This is a genomic window from Pseudarthrobacter sp. rb, from assembly GCF_056389225.1.
On the sequence record NZ_JBWJAR010000003.1, the window covers coordinates 330269 to 352535 of the forward strand.

Sequence of the window (22267 nt, forward strand, 5' to 3'; positions counted from 1 at the left end):
AACGCGCTGGCGATGAAGAGGTGGCTGGGCAAGGCTGAAACTGCCCTGGGAAACCACAGCGACCGGCTCAACGCCATCAACATTTTCCCGGTCGCTGACGGTGATACCGGCACCAACCTCTACCTCACGGTCCGCGCTGCCGCCCGGTCGCTGGTGCTGGACGCGGACCAGCCGGCCCCCGTGGACGTCGGGGAAGTCCTCTCCAAGGCCGGGCAGGCAGCCATGGAAGAGGCCAGGGGAAATTCCGGAACCCTGTTTTCGGTTTTCCTGTGTGCTGCTGCCGAACCACTGGCCGGGCACACCCGGCTGACGTCCACCCTCCTGTCGGCAGCCCTGAACCGTGCCCAGATCCGCGCCTGGTCTGCGCTGAGTGATCCCGTTCCGGGAACCATGCTTTCGGTGATGGAGGCGGCAGCCCGTGCGGCTGGGGCTGTGGACGCCGGCCAGGACGGCGATGACAGCAACCACGCCCTGGGCCTCGCGCTGGACGCAGCGGTGGAGGGGGCCCTGGCCGCCGTGATCCACACCGAGGAGCAGCTTGATGCGCTCCAGTCTGCCCGGGTGGTGGATGCCGGCGGTGTGGGGATGCTGCTGATCCTCGACTGCCTCCGCTCAGCCGTCATGGGGCAGGAACTGCAGGGCGAGCTCCTCGACGGCCTGCACGGCTACGATGTCTCCGATCCTCACATCCACACCTCCCTGCCGGACGACGACGGCGTGGAAGTCATGTGCACCATCAGCCTTTCGCCCTTGAACGCCGCAACCCTCCGGCAGCGGCTGGACGAGATTGGCGAGTCCGTGATCATGAGCCAGGTTGGCAACGGGCCGGACGCCGAAGGAAACTACCGGTGGCGGGTCCACGTGCACGTGCCGGACGCTGCCCCGGCTGCTGCAATTATCCGCTCGCTGGGCGAACCTTCCCAGATCACCATCAGCGAACTGGCCCTGCCCAGGGATCCTGATGCGGATGCGGTGAACACCGGCGGGCATGAACGCTGAGCTGGAACTGGCCCTGGAGCGGCGGATCGGGAAGCGTTCGGCGGCAGTCATTGAGAAACATCTCGGCATAACCACCGTGGAGGGCCTCCTTAACTACTTCCCGCGCCGTTACATGAGCCGCGGTGAGCTCACGCCCATCACGGAGCTTCCTTTGGATGAGGAGGTCACCCTCATTGCCAGGGTTCTGTCCAGCAGCACCCGGCATATGCAGGCACGGCGCGGGACCATCACCGACGTCATCGTTTCCGACGACGACGGGCAGCAGGGGCTTCGCCTGGTGGGTGGCCGGGATTACACCGGAAAAGTTCCGGGGACCCTCAAAATCAGCTTCTTCAACGGGTTCAAGGCGAAAAACGAACTCCTGCAGGGACGCCGTGCCCTGTTTTCGGGCAGGGTTACCAGTTTTAAAGGGAAGCTTGGGCTCACCAACCCGGATTTCCAGCTCCTGGACGAAGATCCCTTCAGCGATGGGGGCCAGGATCCCGAAAAGCTTGCGGCCATGCCCATTCCGGTCTACCCGGCCACGGCCAAGCTGCCCAGCTGGAAGATCCAGAAGGTGATCGCGACGCTGCTTGAGACCTCGGACCTTGGCGCGGTGCCGGACCCGGTGCCCCCGGTGGTCGCGGCCCGGGAAGACTTCCTGCCCGTGGCCGACGCCTACCGCCTCATCCACGTGCCTGAAACCGCCGCCGACTGGAAGCGTGCACGCGACCGGTTCCGTTACCAGGAAGCCCTGGTGCTGCAGTCAGCGCTTGCCAGGCGCCGGGCCCAGCTCGCCGCTGAGGAAGCCACCGCCCGGCGCCCTGTCGGAGAAGGCATTTTGGCCGCCTTCGACCAGGCGCTGCCCTTCACCCTCACGGCCGGCCAGGCCGCCGTCGGCAGGACCCTCGCAGGGGAGCTGGCGCAGGACACGCCCATGAACCGCCTGCTCCAGGGCGAAGTGGGCTCCGGAAAGACCGTCGTGGCCTTGCGGGCCATGCTCCAGGTAGTGGACGCCGGCGGCCAGGCCGCGCTCCTGGCCCCCACCGAAGTGCTCGCAGCCCAGCACTACGACTCCATCCGCCGCACCCTGGGTTCGCTCTCCAGCGACGGACTCCTTGGCGGCCTGGCCGGAAGCAACGGGCCATCCGTGCAGGTCACGCTGTTAACCGGATCCATGCCCACGGCGGCACGGAAGCAAGCCATGCTGGATGCGGCCTCAGGGACGGCAGGGATCATCATCGGCACCCACGCCCTCCTCAGCGACAACGTCTCGTTCTACGACCTCGGCCTGATCGTGGTGGACGAGCAGCACCGCTTCGGCGTGGAACAGCGCGATGCCCTGCGGGCCAAGGCCCGGAAGCCGCCGCATCTGCTGGTCATGACCGCCACGCCCATTCCGCGCACCGTGGCAATGACCGTGTTTGGTGACCTCGAAACCTCCACCCTCGATGAACTGCCCAAAGGCAGGGCCCCCATCACCACCCATCTCGTGGGCCTCGCGGAGAACCCTGCCTGGGCGGCACGGATCTGGGCACGCGCCCGGGAGGAAATCGACGCCGGCCACCAGGTGTACGTGGTCTGTCCCAAGATCGGAACCGACGACGACGGCGACTTCAGCCCCGGGGAGGCCGCACCACCTGGCGTGGAGGCGGAGGAGGCCAGGGAACTCGCGTCCGTCACCGCCGTCGTGGACCACCTGCTGGCTGAGCCCTCATTGGCGGGAGTTCCGCTGGCTCCCCTTCACGGGCGCCAGGACCCCGAGTTGAAAACGGACACCATGGCCGGGTTCACCGCCAACCGCATCAAACTGCTCGTCTCCACCACCGTGATCGAAGTGGGGGTGGACGTGCACAACGCCACCCTGATGGTGATCCTGGACGCCGACAGGTTCGGGATCTCCCAGCTGCACCAGCTTCGCGGGCGTGTGGGCCGTGGCGGGCTGCCGGGGACCTGCCTGTTGGTCACCGCCCTTGAACCCGGCCATCCCAGCCGGCGGCGGCTGGAGGCCGTGGCTGCAACCACGGACGGTTTTGTTCTGTCGCAGGAAGACCTTAAGCTGCGGCGCGAGGGCGATATCCTTGGTGCTTCCCAGTCCGGCGGCCGGTCCACCCTGAAGCTGTTGCGGGTCCTCGAACACGAAGACGTGATAGCCCGGGCCAGGGACGACGCCCAGGCAATCGTCGGCGGTGACCCGCTGCTGGCCGGCCATCCCGGCCTCGCCGATGCCATTGAGCAGTACCTCAACCCCGAGAAGGAGGCGTTCCTTGAACGCGGTTAGCAACGAGGGCGCAGCGGGCGCCGCCGGGTCACGGTGGGCGACGTGACGCGGATCATCGCCGGGGCCGCCGGCGGCACACCGCTGGCAGCTGTTCCGGGATCGTTGACCCGGCCTACGACGGACCGGGTCAAGGAAGCGCTGTTCTCCCGCCTCGATGCTTTTGGCGTGATTGCCGGCGCCCGGGTGCTGGATCTTTATGCCGGTTCCGGTGCCCTGGGCGTGGAAAGCGGCAGCAGGGGAGCGCGGGCGGTGGACCTGGTCGAGTCGGAAGCCAAGGCCAGCGCCGTGTGCCAGCGCAACGCGGACCTCATCAATGGAGTGCTGGGCCAGAAAACCGTTACCGTCCACCGCTCAAAGGTGGAGCCGTTCCTTGACCGCGCGGCACCAACGGCCGCCTGGGACCTGGTGTTCCTGGACCCGCCGTATCCGTTGGAGGACGGAACGCTGTCAGCGGTGCTGCAGAAGCTTGCGGCCCACCTTGGCCCCGGAGCCGTGGTGGTGGTGGAACGCTCCTCGCGGTCACCGGAACCGGGCTGGCCGGTGGGGATGACCAGGTTCGCCGAAAAGAAATACGGGGAGACCAGGCTGTGGTTCGCGGAGCCGTTCGTTCCCGACGCCATCGCCCCCGGTGACCTGGCCGACGGTGACCTTGCTGACGCTGACGGGGCTGAGTCCCCGGGCGCCTAGGCCGAGAAAGGGTCCAGGTCCACTCCGGCCAGGACCCTTGCGGGGTGGGGGCCCCGCGCTGTCAGCTCAGCTGTCCACGATTCCGGCCACGGGCCCTGGGTTCCCGCAAGGATGATGTTTCCCGGATACCTGCCCTGGAACATGCCGGCCTCGGCAACGGCGCCCACATCGGCCATGGCCCCGCGCATCGCCGCCACCTGGCTCCTGACGAGGGTGAGCGCCGGTTCGTCGCCCACATTCACGATCAGGAGCCCTTCCGGGCCCAGGCGCTCCCTGGCCTCGCGGTAGAAACCGCTGTTGGCTATGTGCTCCGGTGCCTCAGGGCCGGAGAAGATGTCCAGGATCACGACGTCGAAGGTGAGGCCCGGGTCAAGCGCACCGAGTGCTTCGCGGGCATCGCCGATGACGGTGGTCAGGTTCGTCCCTACGGGCATCGGAAGGTGCCGCAGGACAAAGTCCAGCAGTTCACGTTCCAGCTCCACCGCGTACTGGGTTGAGCCCGGACGGGTGGCCTGGATGTACCGCGCCAGTGTCAGAGCCCCTGCTCCAAGGTGTAGCGCCCTGATCTGTTCCCCTGCCGGTGCCGCCAGATCCACCAGGTGCCCGATCCGGCGAAGGTACTCGTAAAAGATGTCTTCCGGCCGGTCAAGGTTGACGTGTGACTGTTCAGCGCCGCCGATGCTGAGGACGTAGCCGCCATCGGTAAAGGCGTCGGGTTCGATCGTGGCGTGCCGGCCGGTAGTCCGCAGGAAGCGGCTGGCGGTACCGCCGCCGCGGCCGGACATCAGAGCCTGCCGCGCAGGGTTGCCAGCCGCTCGGCGGCCTCCTCCAGGACTTCCGTCTTCTTGCAGAAGGCAAAGCGGAGCAGGCTTCGTGTCCGTTCGGCGCCTTCCGGGTGGCAGAAGACCGGAACTGGGATGGCGGCGACCCCCACCAGTGCCGGCAGTCGCCGGGCCAGGTCCAGCGCATCCGTGATGCCCAGCGGAGCTGTATTTACATTGACGAAGTAGGTTCCCTGCGGAGTAAAGACGTCAAAGCCCGCAGCCCGGAGCCCTGCGCTGAGAATGTCCCGCTTCTGCTCCAGAGCAGAGGCGATGCCGGTGTAGAACCCATCCGGCAGGGCCAGTCCCTGGGCGATCGCTGCCTGGAAGGGGGTGCCCGAACTGTAGGTGAGGAACTGCTTTACCGTTCGGACCGCCGCGACCAGCTCCTCGGGGCCGCTCAGCCAGCCGATCTTCCAGCCGGTGAGGGAAAACGTCTTGCCGGCGGAGGAAATGGTGATGGTCCGGGCAGCGGCGCCCGGAAGGGTGGCTACCGGGATATGGCTCACGCCGAAGGTGAGGTGCTCGTACACTTCGTCGGTGATGATTGTGCTGCCGTGCTTGGCTGCAAGGTCCACCACCCGCTGCAGGACAGCGGGCGGAAAGACGGCGCCGGTGGGATTGTGCGGGTTGTTCAGCAGCACCACGCGCGTCCGTTCGCTGAAGGCTGCCTCCACCGCGGCCAGGTCCGGCATGAAGTCCGGGGCCGCCAGGGGGACGGTGGTGTGGGTGGCTCCGGAAAGTCCAATCACCGCGCCGTAGGAGTCGTAGAACGGTTCAAACGTGAGGACCTCGTCGCCCGGCCCGGCGAACGCCAGCAAGGAGGCGGCGATGCCCTCGGTAGCCCCGGTAGTGATGATGACTTCCGTTGCCGGGTCCGGCGCCAGCCCGTAAAAGCGCTCCTGGTGCGCCGCCACCGCCTCCCGGAGTTCCGGAAGGCCCTTGCCCGGCGCATACTGGTTGGCCCCGGCAGCAATGGCGGCCCGCGCCGCATCCCTGATTTCCGCCGGCCCGTCCTCATCGGGGAAGCCCTGTCCCAGGTTGATGGCGCCCGTCTGGACGGCCAGGGTGGTCATCTCTTCGAAGATGGTGACTCCGAGTCCGCCGTCCGGCGCCAGGAGGTTTGCTCCGAGCGCGGTGCGCTGCCAGGGAGCAGGTGCCAGGGGGGTGGAAAGATCCCGGGGTGGATGCATCCAGCCATGGTATCCCGGCCTTTCCATGCGGTAGGTTCGGAGCATGAGACGCGCTGTGTGCCCCGGATCCTTCGACCCCATCCACAACGGCCATCTCGAAGTCATTGCGCGGGCTGCCGGGCTGTTCGACGAGGTTATCGTGGCCATCTCCACGAACTACGCCAAGAAGTACATGTTCACCCTGGAGGAACGGCTGGAAATGGCACGGGAGACCCTGGCGCTGCTCAAGGGCATCGTGGTGGAACCCGTGGGCGAGGGGCTCCTGGCGGAGTACTGCCGCCAGCGGGGCGTCTCCGCCATCGTCAAGGGGCTCCGGTCGTCGTCGGACTTTGACTACGAGCTTCCCATGGCCACCATGAACCGGCAGTTGAGCGGGGTGGAGACAGTCTTCCTCCCGGCAGAGGCCAGCTACGTCCATCTGTCCTCCACCCTGATCAAGGAAGTGGCTGTCCTGGGCGGCAGCGTCTCGGACTATGTGCCCCGGTCGGTGCACCGGCGCATGCTTTCCGGCGAGCCTTCGCCGGATCAGCAGCCGAAGCGGTAGGCTGGATCGGTACTTCGGCGCTGCCCGCTGCCGGTTTGAGTCACCATGGCTCTTCAGGCTAAGATGGTACGTCGGTCATATGTTCAACAGGAGTTCTCATTAACAGAGATGCTGGTTCGCCCCTGGCGTTCGACGTCAAGGACCTCGGGCGCAGCCCGGGAAGCATGCGGACACTGAAGGAACATGTACCCGCACCGGGTGATCTTGGTGTGGCGCTCATTGGTGTTCAGGAAGGCTCGGATGTCGAGCTCGACCTGAGGCTGGAGGCCGTACACGAAGGAATTCTGGTATCAGGAACTGTCCTCGCCGAAGTAACCGGCGAGTGCGGCCGATGCCTGGATCCCCTTGCGTATGACCTTGAGGTCAATGTGCAAGAACTTTTCTTCTACGAGGGCACTGAGCTCTCGGACGGAGAAGAAGATGAAGAGCAACGTCGAGTCGAGCACGATGTAATCGATCTTGAACCGGTGTTGCGGGACGCGGTTGTCACCAATCTGCCGTTCCAGCCGGTGTGCCGGGAAGACTGCCAGGGCCTTTGCTCCGAATGCGGAGTTCGCCTGGAAGACGAGCCGGGGCACCACCACGAGGTCCTGGATCCTCGCTGGGCTGCCCTAGCTGATATGGCTAAGCCTGACCGGCAAAATTGATTTGTACGTGTTTGTCTAGAGAGAAATGAGTTAGCCGTGGCTGTTCCCAAGCGGAAAATGTCTCGCTCGAATACCCGCGCCCGCCGCTCGCAGTGGAAGGCGACCGCCCCCCACCTGGTGAAGACCGTTGAGAACGGCCAGGTCACCTACAGCCTGCCGCACCAGGCAAAGGTCGTTACCGACTCTGCTGGCACTGCGCTGTTCCTTGAGTACAAGGGCCGCAAGGTCGCTGACGTCTAATCGGCCCCAACAGGCTGACTGATGTCTTCAACTGAAGAGCTTCTGAAGCGTCTCGGTGTCACTATTGACGCCGGGACGCTTCGTCTTGCGCTTACCCACCGCTCGTACGCATACGAGAACGGCGGCATCCCCACCAACGAGCGGCTCGAATTCCTGGGCGACTCCATCCTGGGGTTCTCCGTGACCGACGCCCTGTACCGGGACAACCCGGGCCTGCCCGAAGGCGAACTCGCCAAGCGCCGGTCCGCCGTCGTCAGCACCCGGGCCCTCGCCGGCATCGGCCGTAGCCTGGGCATCGGCGAGTACATCTACCTGGGCCAGGGCGAGAAGCTCACCCACGGGAAAAACAAGGCGTCCATCCTCGCGGACACCATGGAGGCCCTGATCGGGGCCACCTATGTCTCCAACGACATCGAGACCGCGCGCCAACTCGTCATGCGGCTGATCGGACCGTTGCTGAAGGACGCCGCTGTCCTGGGCGCCGGCACCGACTGGAAGACCAGCATCCAGGAACTCGCGGCCAGCCGGCAGCTTGGCAGCATCCACTACGCGGTGGACGGGACCGGCCCGGATCACGCCCGCACCTTCACCGCTGTCCTGAACATCGGCGGAAACGCCTACGGCAAGGGTTCCGGGCATTCCAAGAAGGAAGCGGAGCAGGAAGCGGCCGCGGACGCCTGGCGGGTGCTTTCCGGCGCCGAAACCCGGAATGCTGCCGGCACTTCGGCTGGTTCCGTCACCGCCAAGTAGCGTCCCGTGCCTGAACTGCCCGAGGTCGAAGTGGTGCGCCGCGGCCTGGTGAACTGGGTCCGTGGCAGGACCATCAGCGCTGTTGACGTCCTTGATCCCCGCTCCATCCGCCGCCATGCCCTGGGCGCGGGGGATTTCATCGGCAACCTCCAGGGCGCAACCGTCAGCGACGTCGTGCGCCGCGGCAAATTCCTGTGGATGCCGCTGACGGACGGCCCCGCTGCACCGGAAAACCCTGAAACCGCAGCGCTGCCGGATGTTGCACTGATGGCTCACCTGGGGATGAGCGGCCAGCTCTTGATGCAGGATCAGGACGTCCCCGACGAAAAGCACCTCAAGGTCAGGCTTCGCCTCAGTCCCCGCGACGGCATGCCGGCCCAGCTGCGGTTCGTTGACCAGCGGATCTTCGGGGGCCTCTTCGTCACCGCCCTGGTACCCACCGACGACGGCGGCCCCGGCGGCCTCGCCGAGTCCCCCCTTCCGCTCATCGCCGCGGAAGCCGCCCATATTGCGCGGGACCCCCTGGACCCTGCCTTTTCGTTCGACCTCTTCTACCAGCGCCTGCGCAAGCGCAGGACGGGCCTGAAACGGGCGTTGCTGGACCAGGGGCTGGTGTCCGGCATTGGCAACATCTACGCTGACGAAGCCCTCTGGCGTGCCCGCCTGCATTTTGCCAGGCCCACCGACACCCTTCGCAGGAACGAGGCCCAACGCGTCCTGGACAGTGCCCGCGAGGTCATGCTCGATGCCCTGGCCGCCGGCGGGACCAGCTTCGACTCCCTGTACGTCAACGTCAATGGCGCTTCAGGCTACTTTGACCGGTCCCTGAACGCCTACGGCCGCCAAGGTGAGCCGTGCAGGCGGTGCGCCGCGGCGGGGATCAGTTCCACCATCCGCCGGGACCAGTTCATGAACCGTTCCTCCCATACCTGCCCGGTGTGCCAGCCGCGGCCCCGCAACGGCCGCTGGTAGTCCCACCATCCACCTGGCTGGGTGTCAGCGGGACCCGTAGTACTGAGCGAGACGTACCAGGCCCTCGTCAATCGAGACAGCCGGCGTCCAGGCAAGAAGCTCCTGGGTCTCCCGCTGGTCGAACCAGTGGGCGGTGGACAGCTGTTCGGCAAGGAACCTGGTCATCGGGGGTTCGTCCTGTTTACCGAGCTGGAGCCAAGCCCTTTCCACTGCCGATCCCGCGATCCGGGCAAGCTTCCCCGGCACTGACCATGACGGCGCAGCGACGCCGCCGGCAGCGCAGATGCCGGCGATGAGTTCGCCCACGGGGCGGGGCTCGCCGTTGGTGACCACCAGGGCCCTGCCGTGGATGTGGCTGACGCGGTCCAGGGCAGCAACGATCGCTGCCGCCGCGTTGTCCACGTAGGTGGTGTCGATCAGCGCGGCGCCTGCATCCAGCAGCGGCAGCCGCTTCCTGGCGGCCCGGGCCAGGACCCGTTCCACCAGTTGGGTGTCGCCCGGCCCCCAGACGACGTGCGGCCGCACGGCGGCGACCCGGAAGTCCGGGGCGTCGGCGGCCAGGGCCAGCAGTTCAGCCTGCGCCTTGGTGCGCGAATAGTCGCCGTGGGCATGCACCGGGTCGGCCGGCTCCGCGCCAAGACCTGCAATGGCGGCGCCCGAGTTGGCCACTGAAGGCGAAGAAACGAAGACCACGTCCCGGACCCCGGCTTCGCGTGCCGCCAGGAGCAGGCGCCGCGTTCCCTCCACGTTCACCCGGTCAAACTCGTCGGCGCGGCCGGTGAAGGATACTTTGGCCGCGAGGTGGATGACTGCCTCGGCGTCCCTGACGGCAGCCCTGACGGAGGCGTCGTCGGTGAGCGAACCGCAATGGTCCGCCGCGCCGTCAACCCCTGAGGGACGCCGCTGGAAGGTGGTGACAGCATGGCCCTTGCGCACCAGCAGCCCTGCCACTTCCCGCCCCAGCAGGCCGCTCGCCCCGGTGACCAGGATCTTCATGGCGCCACCCGCCGGCCGCCGGCCAGCACTGACGAGGCCCATTGGGCCAGCCGCGACCTGTCGATCTTTGCGTTGTGGCGGATGTCGGTGGGCTGCGCGGGGACAACCAGGACTGCCGCCACGGACACGCCTGCCTCCTGGGCGGCACTCCGTACCTTCCCGGCCAGTTCCGTGCCCGCAGGGCCGGCCTTACGGGCAGGCGGGACGGTTTCGACGACGGCGGCGATGGCCTGGGTGCCCGCGGGCCCCACGCCCACGACGGCTGCCATCCGGATACCGTCCAGCTGTTCGATGGCCTGTTCGGCGCCGACCGGAGTGACCACTCCATGGGGCGCCGTGATGATGTGCGCCAGGCGCCCTTCCACCCACAGGCGGCCGTCGGCGTCGAAATGGCCCACATCGCCGGTGCGGTGCCCGCCGGCCGGCCCGGCGCTCGCCTGCCCGGTCAGCCAAAGCCTGTCGTAGCCGTCCTTGACGTGCGGCGCGCTGACCAGGATTTCCCCCGTCACCCCCGGTTCGGTCACCGGCTCAGCCCCTGGGGCAGTACCGTCGGCCGCCAACGGGATCACGGCTATGCGGGCGCCTTGGACGGGATGCCCTACGCAGACGCCGTTGCCGGCCCCTGGCGTTGTTCCGGCTTCGGCGTCGGCCGCCGCGGCCTGGATCTGTTCAAGGCTGATGTCGGTGACGGGGAGGGCCTCGGTCATGCCGTAGGGGGTATGCAGCGAGGCGGCGGGCAGCAGCCGCTGCACCTCCGCAAGGAGAGGTTCCGGAACCGGTGCGCCGGCAGAGAGCAGCACTTGGACGCGGCAGAGTGCAGCGGTGCCCTCCGGGGTGAGGCCGTCCCGGGTGGCGACGACGTTGCGCAGGGCGGCAGGGGACGCAAAGACCACCGTGGCATCGATGGCCGCTGCAGCATCGGCCAGGGCGCGCGCGGTCAGGGTGCGGGGCGCGGTGACGTCCATGGCCGGCGTCACGGACACGGTTCCCAGCGCCGGCCCCAGCAAGGCGAACGGCGCAAAGCCTGCAACCAGCTTCTGACCCGGCTTGATGCCGAAGGTTCCCGCCACGGTGTCCCGCATGGCGGCAAGCTGCCGGTGCGTGTACAGCACGCCCTTGGCGGGACCGGTGGAGCCGGAAGTGAAAAGTACGGCGGCGGGGGAGTCCCCGTCCGGGCTGGAGGCGGGAGCGACGCCGGCAGCGGCACGCCCTGCGCCTGCCCTGGCCAGGGCGGCGAGGGAGGTCTCCACCCCGAGGAGCCGGCGCGGACCTGCCGGCAGGTCCTGCACACTGATGCGCCTGGACGCCCAGCCCAGTGCCCGGGCAGCGGCAAGGGCCTTGTCAATCCCGATCAGGACATCAGGCGTCGCTCCCTTGACCGCCCGGCCCAGCCCCCTGGTCCCCAGGCCGGCGTCGGCAACAACCACCACCGCTCCCAGCCGCAGGCAGGCATACAGGGCCACGGTCAGGTCCACCCCGGGCGGGACCATCAGGCTCACCCGGCTGCCCGGTCCTACTCCCGCCCCCTGCAGGCCTGCGGAGAGGTGCCCGACGCTTTCTTCCAGCTGCCGCCAGGTGAGCGAGCGGGCCACCGTGCCGTCCGGTGCCATTTCGACGACGGCCCTCCCGTCTGCGGACGGGCCGGCGGCGAGCTCCCCAAGAAGCGTCCACAAGGGCGTGGAGCCATTGCCGTTAGCCGGGGCGGCGGTTCCAGTGACCACGTCGGCTTCAGCAACTGCGCCGGCTTCAGCAACACTGTCCCCGCCGTGCGTGACGCGGCCGGCAAGCCAGTCGAAGACCGCCGGCGCGATGTTCCGGTCCTCTGCCACCAGGTGTCCAGCACCCTCGTAGCGGTGCACGTCCGCGTGGGGGAGGCGGGTGAGCAGGTCCTTCAGGTAGCGGTCGGAGAAGATGGGGTCCCTTGGGCCCCACAGCATCAGGACCGGCACCTTAAGGTCCCGCACGCCCTCCGCCACGCCGTTGAGGGCAGCGAAGCTGGGGTGCGACGCGTCAACGGGAATGTCCGCTACGAAGTTGCCCACCCCCGCGCGCCGCGAGGCGCTGCGGTACGGAGCCATGAAGGCGTTCCGCACGTCCGCGGGCAGCGGCGGGTGTGCCAACGAATGCGTCACCCGCAGGAAAGCATCGGTAGTGGTGGTGCCCCACCGGTGCACGGCAGGGTGGAGGGCAAGGCGCAGCGCCGGCGGGATGGGGGAACCGGCGGGCTGGTGGACGGCGGTGTTGGTCAGGACCACGCCGGCCAGCTGGTCGGCGTGGGCCAGCGCCCAGCCGAGGCTGATGACCCCGCCCCAGTCGTGACCCACCGAAACCACCGGCCCTGCCAGGTCCAGGGCGTCGGTCAAGTCGCCCAGGTCGTTGATCCTGTCCGCCAGCCGCCGGAAGGTCCCGGTCCGCTCCGAGAAACCCATGTCCAGCTGGTCCACGGCCACCACGCGCCACGGGTGCGCGTGGTTCGATCCGGCGGCCAGCAGGCTCCGCCACAGGTAGGACCAGGTGGGATTGCCGTGTACGCACAACAGGGTTCCCATGGGAGCCAGGCCGCGGCGTGCCAGTTCCCCGCCATTGTCCAGCAGGTGCCAGCGGCGCACCGTGCCGGGCGAATCAGCCCCCGAGGTGGAGGGGACATCGATGTGGCGCGACCACTCGGCGTTGACGCCCGGCCAGTCCGCGATCACCAAACGATTTCCAGCATTGCGGTGTTCAGGCCGGATCCGACGCCCATGCACAACACCCTGTCACCGCTTCCCAATGACTGTGCCTCGGCCGCGAGTGTCATGGGGAGCGATGCCGGTCCCACGTTGCCCCAGTGCGGGAACGTGATGGGCACCTTGTCCGGGTCCAGATCGATCGCATCGATAATGGCCTGGGTGTAGGCGTTGCTGACCTGGTGCGTGACGTAGCGGTCCATCGCGGCCCAGTCCCATTCGGGCTGGGCTTCCTGCCATGCATCGACCACGAGCTGGAGGCCGCCGTCGAGCAGTCCCTTCGTGTCGGTGTTCATGCCGTCGATGCCGCCCACGCACAACTCGTGGTGCTCGGTGCCGGCGCGCATCACGCCGCCCACCACCCGGTGTGCTCCCGGGTGCTCGTCGGCGGGCCCCAGGACGGCCGCCGCAGCCCCGGACCCCAGCGTCAGCGTGGCGAACTCCCGGTTAAAGTCATCGCGCGTTGTCTCGGGCCGCTGCAGCCGGGCCAGGGTGGCCTCCTGCGTCAGCTGGGCGTCCTCGCCGTTGACAATCACGGCGTACCTTATCTGGCCCGAATCGATCATGTTGGCTGCCAGGGTCAGGGCATTCACGAAGCCCAGGCAGGCGTTGGCAAGGTCGAAGTTCATGGCCGACGACGGCAGGCTCAGGCCGTGGTGGATCTTCACCGCCACTGAGGGTTCAAGGTTGCGCCGGGTCACCGAGGTGTTGATCAGCAGTCCGACCTCCGAGGCTTCGATGCCGGCCTCGGCGAGGGCCTTGGCGCCCGCCTCCACCGCGGCGTCGTCGAACGACGTTCCAGCAGCCCACCACCGGCGGTGCGTGATGCCTGCCACGCGCTCAAGCAGCCGCGGCGGAAACTTGAGGCGCTGCAGGGTCGATGCCAGCCGCCGGTCAAATTCCGTGGAGCTCACGATCCTGGGAGCCTCGACGCTGCTCACCGAGAGCAGCGCGGTGTTGCTGTGGCGGAAGGTTGCATTACCTGCCAATTCAAGCCCCTCTTCGTTTTCGTCCCGCGTTCCTGCGGTGACCGTACCCACATCTGCGCAGGCTCAAGAGCTTAACTATGCCTTTGCCGTGCCGGAACACGCATATCCACCCCCGGTGCCCGTGCCGGTTCCCGGGTGCTGCTGCCGGGAAATGTCGGTCCTGCGCAGTAGATTGTAGTGACCCGGTTCCAGCAAAATGCCCTACCCGCTCCAGGAGACCAGAAAAGCCTTGCACCTCAAAAGCCTCACCGTCCGGGGGTTCAAGTCCTTTGCGTCCGCCACCACCTTCGACTTCGAACCCGGCGTCACCGCCGTCGTGGGTCCCAACGGATCCGGCAAGTCCAACGTGGTGGACGCCCTGGCGTGGGTCATGGGCGAGCAAGGGGCCAAAACCCTGCGCGGCGGCAAGATGGAGGACGTCATTTTTGCCGGTACGTCCGGGCGTCCGCCGCTGGGCCGCGCCCACGTTTCGCTCACCATCGACAACACCGATGGCGCACTCCCCATCGAGTACAGCGAAGTCACGATTTCCCGGACGCTGTTCAGGACGGGCGGATCCGAATATGCCATCAACGGCGCAGGCTGCCGCCTGCTGGACATCCAGGAACTGCTCTCCGATTCCGGCCTGGGCCGTGAAATGCATGTCATTGTGGGCCAAGGCCAGCTGGACCGCGTCCTGCACGCCACTCCCGAGGACCGCCGCGGCTTCATCGAGGAGGCGGCCGGGATCCTCAAGCACCGGCGCCGCAAGGAACGGACGGTACGGAAGCTCGAGGCCATGCAGGCCAACCTCCAGCGCCTGACCGACCTCACCGGCGAGATCCGGCGGCAGCTCACGCCCCTTGGGAAGCAGGCCGAGGTGGCCCGCCGAGCGCAGCGGGTCCAGTTCGACGTCCGGGACGCGCGGGCGCGCCTGCTCGCCGACGACCTGGTGCAGCTGCAGCAGGCCCTGGAGCAGGACGTGGCGGACGAAGCGGCACTCAAGGCGCGCCGGACCGCCGTCGAGCAGGAACTCGAGGCCGGGCGCAGGCAGCAGGCAACATTGGAGCAGCTCGCGGCCGAGGCCACACCGCGGCTCAATGCCGCCAGGGACACCTGGTACCGGCTGTCCACGGCCCGTGAACGGCTGCGGTCGCTCGGCTCGCTTGCCACGGAACGGAGCCGCCTGCTGGGTTCCGACGATGCCGCGCCGTCTTCCGGCCGGGACCCCGAACAGCTGGAGCGCCAGGCAGCCCGGGTGAGGCGGGAACTGGCCGAACTCGAACAGGACATCCAGTCCAGGCGGGGCACCCTGGACGCGGCCAGCGCAGCGAAAGTGGAAGCGGAGCGGGCTGCGCAGGCCGAGGACCAGCGGCTCACCGCCCAGCTCCGTGCCGCAGCGGACCGGCGCGAGGGCCTGGCGCGGCTGGCCGGCCAGGTCGCGGCGGCCCGGTCCCGGGTGGAGTCCGCGCAGGCGGAACTTGGAAGGCTGCGCGAATCCCTTGCCGCCGGAACCGAACGCCGGGCCCGCGCCCAGGCCGAGTTTACGGCGCTGGAAAACCAGGTGGCCGGCGTGGAGGAGGGAGAGGAATCCCTTGACGCCGACTATGAGGCGGCCAGCGATGTCCTGGACGCCGTGCTGGGGGAGATCGCGGACCTCAAAGCCGCCGTCAACGAGGGGGTCCGCAAGCGGGACGCCCTCGCCGCGCGCCTCGATGCCCTGAAGCTCGGCCTTGACCGCAAGGACGGTGCCAGGCACGTGCTGGCGTCCGGGCTCCCCGGCGTGCAGGAAAGCCTTGCTGCCGGGATCACCGTGCAGGCCGGGTTCGAGCCGGCCATCGCCGCCGCCCTGGGGGAAGTGTCCGAGGCAGTGCTCGTCCAGGACGGGGAGGCAGCGGCCGCTGTGCTGGGACGGCTCAAGGACGACGACGCCGGGCGGGCGTCGCTGCTCCTCGCATCGGCGGCGGCACTCCACCAGGGAGATGGCCCGCACGTGACGCTGCCTGAGGGAGCGCAGTGGGCCGCCGGCCTGGTCGATGGGCCTTCGGGGCACGGCTCCCTGGTCCGGCACCTGCTGTCCCGGACCGCCGTCGTGACCGGCATCGACGCCGCGGCTGCCCTGGTTGCTGCACTGCCGGACATGACAGCGGTCACCCGCGAAGGGGACGTCTTCACCGCCGTCTCCGCCACGGGTGGCTCTGCCAAAGCGCCGTCCCTCCTTGAGGTGCAGGCGGCGGTGGACGACGCCGAGCGCGGGCTTTCGGCGGTCACGGCGGACCTGGAGCGGAACAGGTTCGCCCTGGCAGCCGCGGAGGCACGGCGCACGGGAGCGCAGGAGGAGGCGGACGCTGCGCTCGACAAGCTGCACGAATCCGATGCCCGGCTCGCTGCCGTAGCCGAACGTTTGGGCCACCTGAACTCTGTCCTGCGCAGCGCCGTTGGCGAGAGCGAACGGCTGGCAGCGTCCCTGGCACGGGCCGAAGGCAACGTCGCGGCGGAGGAGGAAGCGCTCGCCACCGTCGCTGCCCGGTTGGCCGCGGCGCAGGAAGCGCCGGTGGAAGAGGAACCGTCCACGGAGCAGCGCGACGCCCTGGCGCGTGCAGCCTCCGCCGCCCGCGCCGCCGAGGTGGAGGCGCGGTTGTCCCTCCGCAGTGCCGAAGAGCAGCTGGTGGCCACCCGCAACAGGGTGGCGTCCCTGGAACGCGCCGCTGCCACGGAACGCCGCGCCCGTGAGGAGGCGGCAGAGCGCGCCCGCCGCCGCCGCATCCAGGCCCGGCGCGCGGCCGCCGTTTCCTCGGGGGTGGAACTGGCTCTTGGCTATGTGGACGTCTCCGTGGACCGTGCCCGGCACGAACGGGACCTGGCGGAGGAGAACCGCGAGCTGCGCGACCGCGGCCTGCGGGAGATCCGGGAAGCGAACGATGCCCTGGCCAGGGAGCTGGCCCAACTCACCGACAACGTGCACCGCGACGAACTCGCCCGGGCCCAGCAGCGCGCCAGGATCGAGGCGGTGGAAACCCGCTCCGTGGATGAGCTGGGCATCACCCCCGAAGCGCTGGTCACCGAATTCGGGCCGCACGTGCCGGTGCCCGTTCCGGCGGAGGAATCCGGTGACAAATGGGCGGCCCTGCGGGCCCCGGTTGACGCGGACGGGGAAGAAATCAGGGATGGCAAGCCCTATGTCCGGCAGGAGCAGGAGAAACGGCTGCGGAAGGCGGAGCGGGACCTCGCAAGCCTGGGCAAGGTCAACCCCCTGGCGCTGGAGGAATTCGCGGCGCTGGAGGAGCGGCACCAGTTCCTCAGCACCCAGCTCGAGGACCTGAAGGCCAGCCGGCGGGATCTGCTGGACATCATCAAGGAAGTGGATGACAGGGTCCAGCGGGTCTTTGCCGAAGCGTTCGAGGACACCCAGGCCCAGTTCGTCCGGGTTTTCGGGCGGCTCTTTCCCGGCGGCGAGGGACGCCTGGTCCTGACCGACCCGGCGGACATGCTCACCACCGGCATCGAAGTGGAGGCCCGCCCTGCGGGCAAGAAGATCAAGCGGCTGTCCCTGCTCTCCGGCGGCGAACGCTCCCTGACCGCAGTGGCGCTCCTGGTGGCCATTTTCAAGGCGCGGCCCTCGCCCTTCTACGTCATGGACGAGGTGGAGGCGGCATTGGATGACACCAACCTTGGCCGGCTCATCACCATTTTCGAAGAACTCCGGGAATCCAGCCAGCTGATCGTCATCACGCACCAGAAGCGGACCATGGAAGTGGCGGACGCGCTGTACGGGGTCACCATGAGGGGCGACGGCGTCTCCACTGTCATCAGCCAGCGGTTGGGGGCCGAGGTATAGCGGCAGGTCAGCTGCCTGATGGCTGCCGGAAGCGGGCGGGCCGTTTGTGAGAAGCTAGGGGAGTGAATGACATCCTTCCCATTGTCCTGTCCATTCTTGCTGCGCTGGTGGTCATCGGCGGGCTGATTCCGGTCCTGCTCAAGACGCGGAGGAACATCACCCGCTACCCGGGCACCAGGGATGCCAACGACCCCGAAATCCGCTCCGGCGGAAGCACGGCGGTGGCGGACCGCGAGGGAACCATCGAGGGCACGGTTCCGCAGAGGGTGGACCTCGACGGGTTGGACACCACCACCGTTCCGGACAATGCGGCCGGGCTGGAAACCATTCCCGTCGAAACCCCGCTGCCCGTCGCCGGCCGCCTGGCCCGACTTCGGGAACGGCTGGCCCGCTCCAACAACGTCATGGGCAAGGGCCTGCTGGCGCTGCTGTCCAGCGACCGGATCGACGAGAGCGTCTGGGATGAAGTGGAGGAAACCCTCCTCCTCGCGGACCTGGGCACTGAACCCACCATGCAGCTGGTGGACGCCCTCCGGGAGCGCGTCAAGGTACTGGGCACCCGCACCCCGGAACACGTCAAGACCATGCTCCGGGAAGAACTCATCAAGCTTGTGGACCCCACCATGGACCGCAGCCTCAACGTGCAGCGGCACGCCGATAAGCCCGCCGTGATGATGGTGGTGGGCGTGAACGGCGTGGGCAAGACCACCACCGTGGGCAAGCTGGCACGTGTGCTGGTGGCCGAGGACAAGGACGTCCTGCTGGGCGCCGCGGACACCTTCCGCGCCGCTGCCGCTGAGCAGCTGGCCACGTGGGGCCAGCGCGTGGGCGTTCCCACCGTGAAGTCCGACATCGACGGCGCCGACCCCGCCTCGGTTGCCTACGAGGCAGTGAAAGCCGGTATCGAGCAGGAAGTCGACGTGGTCATGATCGACACCGCCGGGCGCCTGCAGAACAAGGTGGGCCTGATGGACGAACTGGGCAAGGTCAAGCGCGTCGTGGAGAAGCTGGCCGAGGTGGACGAAGTCCTGCTGGTGCTCGATGCCACCACCGGCCAGAACGGCCTGAACCAGGCGCGGGTCTTCTCGGAGGTAGTCAACATCACCGGCATCGTCCTGACCAAGCTGGACGGAACCGCCAAGGGCGGCATCGTCGTCGCCATCCAGAAAACCCTGGGCGTGCCCGTCAAGCTCATTGGACTGGGCGAAGGCGCCGACGACCTGGCCCCCTTCGACACCGAAGGCTTTGTTGACGCCCTGCTGAACTGACCTGCAAAACTCAGCTTCTGCGGTGAGCTGTTGAATAGGCAGCTGAACCGGCCTGCTGCACGAGTTTGCCGTTGCCCGCACCGCAGGCTAGCTGCCTGCGGTGCGCAGTGTCTCGCGGGTGGGCAGCCAGCCGGCGGCTGCAAGGAGCATGACCCCGCCGGTCACGCCGAAAGCCCAGCCGAACCCCAGCCCGTCGGCCAGCATTCCCGCCACGAGCGGCCCAACGATCGCTCCGACGTCGGACGTCATCTGGTACACCGCCAGCACCTTGCCTCCGGACCGCGCGTTGCCGATGACATCGGCGACGGCGGCCTGCTGGGCGGGACCGAAAAGACCGGACCCGACGCCGGCGAGCGTGGACGCTGCCAGGAACCAGGGCAGGTCTGAGGTGATGCCGATGGCTGCAGTGGACAGGGCCGCCACCAGGAGGCCGGAGATCATCATGGGCTTTCGCCCCACCGAGTCCGCCAGCCGTCCCGAGAAGGTCAAGGCAGCGGCATTGCCGGCAGCGAACACTGCCAATGCCAGGCCCGCGGCCTGCGGGCCTGCTCCGAAGGCCGCCGCAGCGAACAGCGGCACCGTTGCCATCCGGACGCCAAAGGTAGCCCACCCGTTGGCAAAGCTGGAGACCAGGGCGGACCTGTAGGTTCCCACAGCCAGCGCTTCGCCAAAGCGCATGTCCGGGGCGCGGTCCTGTACTTCGGCGCCTCCCCGGCGCTGGTGGCTCAGCTGGGTCTGGACGACGAACGCGGCCACAAGCAGCGCAGCGGCGTAGGCAAGGAACGGGACCCGCAGGCCCAGTCCCGCCAGCAGGCCGCCCACAATCGGCCCGCACACATTTCCGATCAGGAAGGCCGATGCGTAGGCTCCGGAAACCCTGCCCCTGCTTTTGGGCGGCGCCAGCCGGACCACCAGGGCCATTGATGCCACCGTGAACATCACAGACCCGGCCCCGCCCAGCCCGCGGAAAAGCAGCAGCTGCCAGTAGTCCTGGGCAAATGCGCACGCCGCAGTGGACAGCGCCACAATCAGCAGCCCGGCGACATAGATGGGACGTTCCCCACGCCTGCCGATCAGGGCGCCCCCGGCAGGGGCGAACGCCAGGCGCATGAAGGCGAAGATGGCCACGATAACGGCGGCCTCAGTGTTCCCCACCCCGAAGGTTGTTGCGAACTGCGGCAATACCGGCGCAACAAGCCCGAAGCCAAGCGCGATCAGGAACGCGGCAGCCAGCATCACCTTGATGTCGCGGGGGAGTTTCTCCCGCTGCGGCCTTAGCCGGGCCAAAAACCTCGAAGTGGCGCCGCTTGCGCGGGGTGGTGCCGTCATGGTGCAGGAGTCCTTGCTGGAAAGGGAGCCGGGTGGCTGCGCGGGTGCGGAAACATAACCGTAACAAGGCGGATATGCACCATTTACTTCCTAGAGGTTGTTGTAACAGGCCGGCAATCTAAATCCTCCGCGGGCGAAACACGCCGCCCACACACTCATTACAGGACGCAAAAAGGCGTTGGCAGGCGGAGTATTCCGCAAGATTCGATGAGAGAGGACGTGCACCATGGAACTTACCGCAGGTCACGTTTGGGTCATGGTAGCGGCAGCTCTCGTGCTGTTCATGACACCCGGTCTGGCATTTTTCTACGGCGGCATGACCCGCGCCAAGGCAGCCCTGAACATGATGATGATGAGCTTCATCTCCATCGGCATGGTGGGCGTCGTCTGGGTCCTGTGGGGCGCCTCCATGAGCTCCGGGGAAGGGTTCATGGAAATTGTGGGCAACCCGTTCGCCACATTCGGCCTTGAGGGGATCAATACCCCCGACGGCCTGATCAAGGTGGGCTACGCAGCCACCTTCGCCATCATCACCGTGGCACTGATCAGCGGGGCCATCGCCGACCGCGCCAAGTTCGGCGCCTGGTCCGTGTTCGTTCCCGTCTGGGTCACGCTGGTGTACTGCCCGCTGGCCTACATGGTGTGGGGCGGCGGCCTCTTCGGCCCCGAAGGCGCCATCGGCAAGGCCCTCGGCCCGGCCATCGACTTCGCCGGCGGCACCGTGGTCCACATCAATGCGGGTGTTGCCGCGCTGATCCTGGTCCTGATCATCGGCAACCGCAAGGGCTTCGGCAAGGACCCCAACCACCGCCCGCACAACATCCCGTTCGTCATGCTCGGCGCAGCCATCCTCTGGTTCGGCTGGTTCGGCTTCAACGGCGGCGCGGCCACCACTGCCGAACAGGGCGGCCTCATCTGGATCAACACCCTCGCAGCCCCGGCAGCGGCCATGCTCGGCTGGCTCGTCACCGAACGCATCCGCGACGGACACCCCACCTCGCTCGGTGCCGCGTCCGGCGTCGTGGCCGGCCTCGTGGCCATCACCCCCGCCTGCGCCAACGTCAGCCCGGTCGGTGCCCTTGGCCTCGGCGTGGTCGCCGGTGTCGCCTCAGCCCTCGCCGTTGGCCTGAAGTTCCGCTGGGGCTTCGATGACTCCCTGGACGTCGTCGGCGTCCACCTCGTCTCCGGCATCATCGGCACCGTGGCCCTGGGCTTCATCGCACTGCCCACCGCCGGTGTTGGCGGCGGCCTCTTCTACGGCGGCGGACTCACCCAGCTGTGGGCACAGCTCGCGGCAGCCGGAATCGCCATTGCCTACTCAGCGGTCCTGACGTCCATCATTGCGCTGGCCATCCACAAGACCATGGGCTTCCGGGTCTCGCAGGAACAGGAAACGGTGGGTGTGGACCTCAGCCTGCACGCCGAGACTGCCTACGAGTTCGGTCTCAGCGGCCACGGTGGAAGCTTCCAGCCGCTGCACGACATGATCACCGGCAAGGGCCAGGGCGAGACGGTCCAGGCAGCATCCGGTGCGCAAAAGGCACAGCCGGCAACAGGTAAGGAAAGCGTGGGGGCATGAAACTGATCACTGCAATCGTCAGGCCGGAAAAGCTCGAAGCCATCAGGGAGGGCCTGGAAGCCTACGGCGTGCAGGGCCTGACCGTCAGCGCGGCAAGCGGGTACGGCCGGCAGCGCGGCTACACCGAGGTCTACCGCGGAGCGGAATACAACGTGGACCTCCTGCCCAAGATCCGGGTGGAAGTCCTGGCCACGGACGAACAGGCCGACGACATCCTGGACGTGATCATTGCCAGTTCCAACACCGGCCGGGCCGGGGACGGCAAGGTCTGGACCATGGACGTCCATGAGGCAGTGCGCGTCCGGACCGGGGAACGCGGAGTGGCCGCCATCTAGGCGGGGCGGCACGGTCCCCAGCAGGGCAACAACTGAAGACTGATGCAGGACGGGCGGGAACCGAAAGGTTCCCCCCCCGCCGGTCTGCCCGGAAAGCACAGTCCATGTGCCGGGT

Annotated in this window: 18 protein-coding genes; 12 read left to right on the forward strand and 6 right to left on the reverse strand. The window is 67.8% G+C overall.

Features of this window, described 5'->3' with window-relative positions; all coding sequences use genetic code 11:
* The first annotated feature begins 12 nt into the window (after positions 1–12).
* Genes ACWRN3_RS06540 through rsmD form a run of 3 tightly spaced genes read left to right on the forward strand, consistent with a single transcriptional unit; the run spans position 13 to position 3946 of the window.
* A complete protein-coding gene (locus tag ACWRN3_RS06540) occupies positions 13–999 on the forward strand; it encodes a DAK2 domain-containing protein (RefSeq protein WP_324645279.1) in 987 nt (328 codons plus the stop codon).
* Positions 989–3259, forward strand: coding sequence for an ATP-dependent DNA helicase RecG (locus tag ACWRN3_RS06545; RefSeq protein ID WP_476740169.1), 2271 nt, complete (start codon positions 989–991; stop codon positions 3257–3259). Before ACWRN3_RS06540 ends, ACWRN3_RS06545 begins: the two co-directional genes overlap by 11 nt.
* 42 nt (positions 3260–3301) lie before the next feature.
* Positions 3302–3946, forward strand: coding sequence for a 16S rRNA (guanine(966)-N(2))-methyltransferase RsmD (gene rsmD / locus ACWRN3_RS06550; RefSeq protein ID WP_324642226.1), 645 nt, complete (start codon positions 3302–3304; stop codon positions 3944–3946).
* Here rsmD and ACWRN3_RS06555 read toward each other — a convergent pair.
* Complete coding sequence (locus ACWRN3_RS06555; protein WP_476740170.1) at positions 3943–4731, reverse strand: spermidine synthase; 789 nt, start codon at positions 4729–4731, stop codon at positions 3943–3945. The two genes, rsmD and ACWRN3_RS06555, sit on opposite strands and share 4 nt — an antisense overlap.
* Entirely contained in the window at positions 4731–5960 is a 1230-nt protein-coding gene (locus tag ACWRN3_RS06560) for an aminotransferase class I/II-fold pyridoxal phosphate-dependent enzyme (protein WP_476740171.1), read from the reverse strand. Before ACWRN3_RS06560 ends, ACWRN3_RS06555 begins: the two co-directional genes overlap by 1 nt.
* A gap of 43 nt (positions 5961–6003) precedes the next feature.
* Between ACWRN3_RS06560 and coaD the strand changes: the two genes are divergently transcribed.
* The 5 genes from coaD to mutM all read left to right on the forward strand — a co-directional run bounded on the left by coaD (position 6004) and on the right by mutM (position 9113).
* Positions 6004–6504, forward strand: a complete 501-nt coding sequence (gene coaD, locus ACWRN3_RS06565; RefSeq protein ID WP_476740172.1) for a pantetheine-phosphate adenylyltransferase — start codon at positions 6004–6006, stop codon at positions 6502–6504.
* A gap of 122 nt (positions 6505–6626) precedes the next feature.
* Complete coding sequence (locus tag ACWRN3_RS06570; RefSeq protein WP_476211901.1) at positions 6627–7151, forward strand: YceD family protein; 525 nt, start codon at positions 6627–6629, stop codon at positions 7149–7151.
* 36 nt (positions 7152–7187) lie between these two features.
* Positions 7188–7391 carry a 50S ribosomal protein L32 gene (gene rpmF / locus ACWRN3_RS06575; RefSeq protein ID WP_009356569.1) on the forward strand — a complete coding sequence of 68 codons (204 nt, stop codon included), beginning with the start codon at positions 7188–7190 and terminating at the stop codon, positions 7389–7391.
* 21 nt (positions 7392–7412) lie between these two features.
* Entirely contained in the window at positions 7413–8141 is a 729-nt protein-coding gene (rnc, locus tag ACWRN3_RS06580; protein WP_307357713.1) for a ribonuclease III, read from the forward strand.
* Positions 8142–8147: 6 nt separating this feature from the next.
* Positions 8148–9113, forward strand: a complete 966-nt coding sequence (gene mutM, locus ACWRN3_RS06585) for a bifunctional DNA-formamidopyrimidine glycosylase/DNA-(apurinic or apyrimidinic site) lyase (protein ID WP_476740173.1) — start codon at positions 8148–8150, stop codon at positions 9111–9113.
* Between the two features lie 24 nt (positions 9114–9137).
* Here the strand turns inward: mutM and ACWRN3_RS06590 are convergent, their stop codons facing one another.
* From ACWRN3_RS06590 to ACWRN3_RS06600, 3 genes are read right to left on the reverse strand one after another with little or no spacing between them, the layout of a single operon-like run.
* A complete protein-coding gene (locus ACWRN3_RS06590; protein WP_476740174.1) occupies positions 9138–10109 on the reverse strand; it encodes an NAD-dependent epimerase/dehydratase family protein in 972 nt (323 codons plus the stop codon).
* Positions 10106–12808, reverse strand: a complete 2703-nt coding sequence (locus ACWRN3_RS06595; RefSeq protein WP_476740175.1) for an alpha/beta fold hydrolase — start codon at positions 12806–12808, stop codon at positions 10106–10108. Before ACWRN3_RS06595 ends, ACWRN3_RS06590 begins: the two co-directional genes overlap by 4 nt.
* On the reverse strand, positions 12802–13824 hold the full coding sequence (locus ACWRN3_RS06600; protein ID WP_324642218.1) for a 3-oxoacyl-ACP synthase III: 1023 nt from the start codon (positions 13822–13824) through the stop codon (positions 12802–12804). Before ACWRN3_RS06600 ends, ACWRN3_RS06595 begins: the two co-directional genes overlap by 7 nt.
* A 229-nt stretch (positions 13825–14053) precedes the next feature.
* Between ACWRN3_RS06600 and smc the strand changes: the two genes are divergently transcribed.
* The gene (smc, locus tag ACWRN3_RS06605) at positions 14054–17641 is read left to right on the forward strand and encodes a chromosome segregation protein SMC (RefSeq protein ID WP_476740176.1); all 3588 of its coding nucleotides are present in this window, start codon (positions 14054–14056) and stop codon (positions 17639–17641) included.
* Positions 17642–17703: 62 nt separating this feature from the next.
* Positions 17704–18909, forward strand: coding sequence for a signal recognition particle-docking protein FtsY (ftsY, locus tag ACWRN3_RS06610; RefSeq protein WP_324642216.1), 1206 nt, complete (start codon positions 17704–17706; stop codon positions 18907–18909).
* Between the two features lie 87 nt (positions 18910–18996).
* Here ftsY and ACWRN3_RS06615 read toward each other — a convergent pair whose 3' ends face one another.
* On the reverse strand, positions 18997–20238 hold the full coding sequence (locus ACWRN3_RS06615) for an MFS transporter (RefSeq protein WP_255172505.1): 1242 nt from the start codon (positions 20236–20238) through the stop codon (positions 18997–18999).
* Positions 20239–20464: 226 nt separating this feature from the next.
* On the opposite strand from ACWRN3_RS06615, the gene ACWRN3_RS06620 reads away from it, so the two are divergent.
* Positions 20465–21817: an ammonium transporter gene (locus tag ACWRN3_RS06620; protein WP_324642215.1), complete on the forward strand. Its 1353-nt coding sequence runs from the start codon at positions 20465–20467 to the stop codon at positions 21815–21817.
* Entirely contained in the window at positions 21814–22152 is a 339-nt protein-coding gene (locus ACWRN3_RS06625; RefSeq protein ID WP_159631736.1) for a P-II family nitrogen regulator, read from the forward strand. The genes ACWRN3_RS06620 and ACWRN3_RS06625 overlap by 4 nt, the downstream gene beginning before the upstream one ends.
* Positions 22153–22267 lie beyond the last annotated feature (115 nt).

Excerpts from the sequence above, each read along its gene's own strand:
- ACWRN3_RS06540 (WP_324645279.1), top strand. The coding sequence starts at position 13 with ATGAAGAGGTGGCTGGGCAAGGCTGAAACTGCCCTGGGAAACCACAGC.
- ACWRN3_RS06545 (WP_476740169.1), top strand. The coding sequence starts at position 989 with ATGAACGCTGAGCTGGAACTGGCCCTGGAGCGGCGGATCGGGAAGCGT.
- ACWRN3_RS06555 (WP_476740170.1), bottom strand. The coding sequence starts at position 4,731 with ATGTCCGGCCGCGGCGGCGGTACCGCCAGCCGCTTCCTGCGGACTACC.
- ACWRN3_RS06560 (WP_476740171.1), bottom strand. The coding sequence starts at position 5,960 with ATGCATCCACCCCGGGATCTTTCCACCCCCCTGGCACCTGCTCCCTGG.
- coaD (WP_476740172.1), top strand. The coding sequence starts at position 6,004 with ATGAGACGCGCTGTGTGCCCCGGATCCTTCGACCCCATCCACAACGGC.
- rnc (WP_307357713.1), top strand. The coding sequence starts at position 7,413 with ATGTCTTCAACTGAAGAGCTTCTGAAGCGTCTCGGTGTCACTATTGAC.
- ACWRN3_RS06590 (WP_476740174.1), bottom strand. The coding sequence starts at position 10,109 with ATGAAGATCCTGGTCACCGGGGCGAGCGGCCTGCTGGGGCGGGAAGTG.
- ACWRN3_RS06615 (WP_255172505.1), bottom strand. The coding sequence starts at position 20,238 with ATGACGGCACCACCCCGCGCAAGCGGCGCCACTTCGAGGTTTTTGGCC.
- ACWRN3_RS06620 (WP_324642215.1), top strand. The coding sequence starts at position 20,465 with ATGGAACTTACCGCAGGTCACGTTTGGGTCATGGTAGCGGCAGCTCTC.
- ACWRN3_RS06625 (WP_159631736.1), top strand. The coding sequence starts at position 21,814 with ATGAAACTGATCACTGCAATCGTCAGGCCGGAAAAGCTCGAAGCCATC.